The organism is Rhodopirellula maiorica SM1, from assembly GCF_000346295.1.
GTDB lineage: Bacteria > Planctomycetota > Planctomycetia > Pirellulales > Pirellulaceae > Novipirellula > Novipirellula maiorica.
The window spans coordinates 1-1,384 of the sequence record NZ_ANOG01000054.1; the positions used below are offsets into that span (position 1 = coordinate 1).

The window sequence follows — 1,384 nt, forward strand, 5'->3', positions numbered from 1 at the left end:
GCCAAAGCTAAGGAACGATCCGAGCGAGGCACGGGAAGTGTTGTGACACCACGATCACAGCGACTGACCAAGGACCGTGTGGGCTGCATCATCGCCATGATTGGCGAAGAGGCAGGCGTGATCGTTCGCACGGAAGATGAGCGAACAAACTCGCGGGTGAAGTACGCCAGTGCTCACGACATTCGTCGCGGCTGTGCCCAACGTTTAATCAACGCAGGCGTGTCGGCTGAGACGCTGAAAGTCGTGATGCGTCACGCAGACTTTGCCACCACCGAGAAGTACTACGGCGCGACGCGGTCGGCTCAGGCTGCCGCCAGCGAAGTACGTCAAAAGATGACCACTGAAGCACCTACGGATGCATTAGTGGGTCGATTAGTGGGTCGAAAAGAAAAAGCTCCCGAGCTTAATGCTGAGGAGCTTTTGAAGCTAAAGGCTTTGCTTGAAAGGCTTTAGGAGAATACACCCCAGAGGATTCGAACCTCTAACCTTCGGTTCCGTAGACCGATGCTCTATCCAATTGAGCTAGGGGTGCTCGCTGATCCGATTGAGGACGCCCTTGTCGGGCTGCCCTCTTCAGATGACAGGGATTCTAGCAATCAGGTTCGTCGCCGCAAGCCCTATCTGAACGCAAATTTCTCATTCTTCTTCTAGCACCGCATGCTCTTGCAATTCTTCCAATGAGGCAAACTCTAACGAGCTGATATGACTCGCTTCGAGTACCACCGGGGGTGCCTTGCCTGCGTCATACGCCTCTTTCCAGCGGGCTGCACATAAACACCAGCGATCGCCGGGGCGTAATCCTGGGAACCGGAACATCGGATTGGGGGTGCTCAAATCGTTGCCTCGCGATCGACTGAATTCCAAAAATTCAGCCGTCATTTTGGCGCAAATGACGTGTAACCCCGAATCAGACGCTCCGGTGTTACAACATCCATCTCGGTAAAACCCGGTCAAAGGATCGGTACTGCAGCTGGCGAGTTCGCCGCCTAAAACGTTTTTTCCAGCCATTGATGCGTTTTTCCAATGCGTTTCGTCTTCAAATCACATCCATTACGGATGCAGTCGAACTGTCCATTCTAACCATTTTATCCTACCAAGTGTCTGTAGCGGGGATGCCCCGCAGTCGCTGTCGCGATGGCAAAGTCCCTCGAAAAATATCGCAGGCCGTTTGAGCAAGTTGCCCCAATTCCCCCCAAATTTGACAGCTCCGTGCAACCAGCCAGTCATTTGAAACCGCCCGTTTTATTGTTCGCACCACAAACTTCCCTCTTGATCAGGTAGAGGGCCTGAAAAGTGTTCGGAAACGTAAGTGCGAATGTAATGCAGACAGCTCACCCCCCGAGCTAAAACACGCAAATTCGCCACATGCCGGCGGTGGGACGCA

2 protein-coding genes and 1 tRNA gene are annotated in these 1,384 nt (G+C 53.4%); 1 reads left to right on the top strand and 2 read right to left on the bottom strand.

Annotated elements, in window-relative coordinates; translation table 11 throughout:
* A partial coding sequence (locus tag RMSM_RS01750; protein WP_040763560.1) for a tyrosine-type recombinase/integrase occupies positions 1-453 on the top strand: 453 nt, incomplete at its 5' end.
* 5 nt (positions 454-458) lie between these two features.
* Here RMSM_RS01750 and RMSM_RS01755 read toward each other — a convergent pair.
* Together RMSM_RS01755 and RMSM_RS01760 are read right to left on the bottom strand one after the other, a co-directional pair.
* Positions 459-532 (bottom strand) — tRNA-Arg (locus tag RMSM_RS01755).
* Positions 533-636: 104 nt separating this feature from the next.
* The gene (locus tag RMSM_RS01760; RefSeq protein WP_040763562.1) at positions 637-1,008 is read right to left on the bottom strand and encodes a DUF2237 family protein; all 372 of its coding nucleotides are present in this window, start codon (positions 1,006-1,008) and stop codon (positions 637-639) included.
* Positions 1,009-1,384: the final 376 nt, after the last annotated feature.

Coding starts and splice junctions, on each gene's coding strand:
- RMSM_RS01760 (WP_040763562.1), bottom strand. CDS start 1,008: ATGGCTGGAAAAAACGTTTTAGGCGGCGAACTCGCCAGCTGCAGTACC.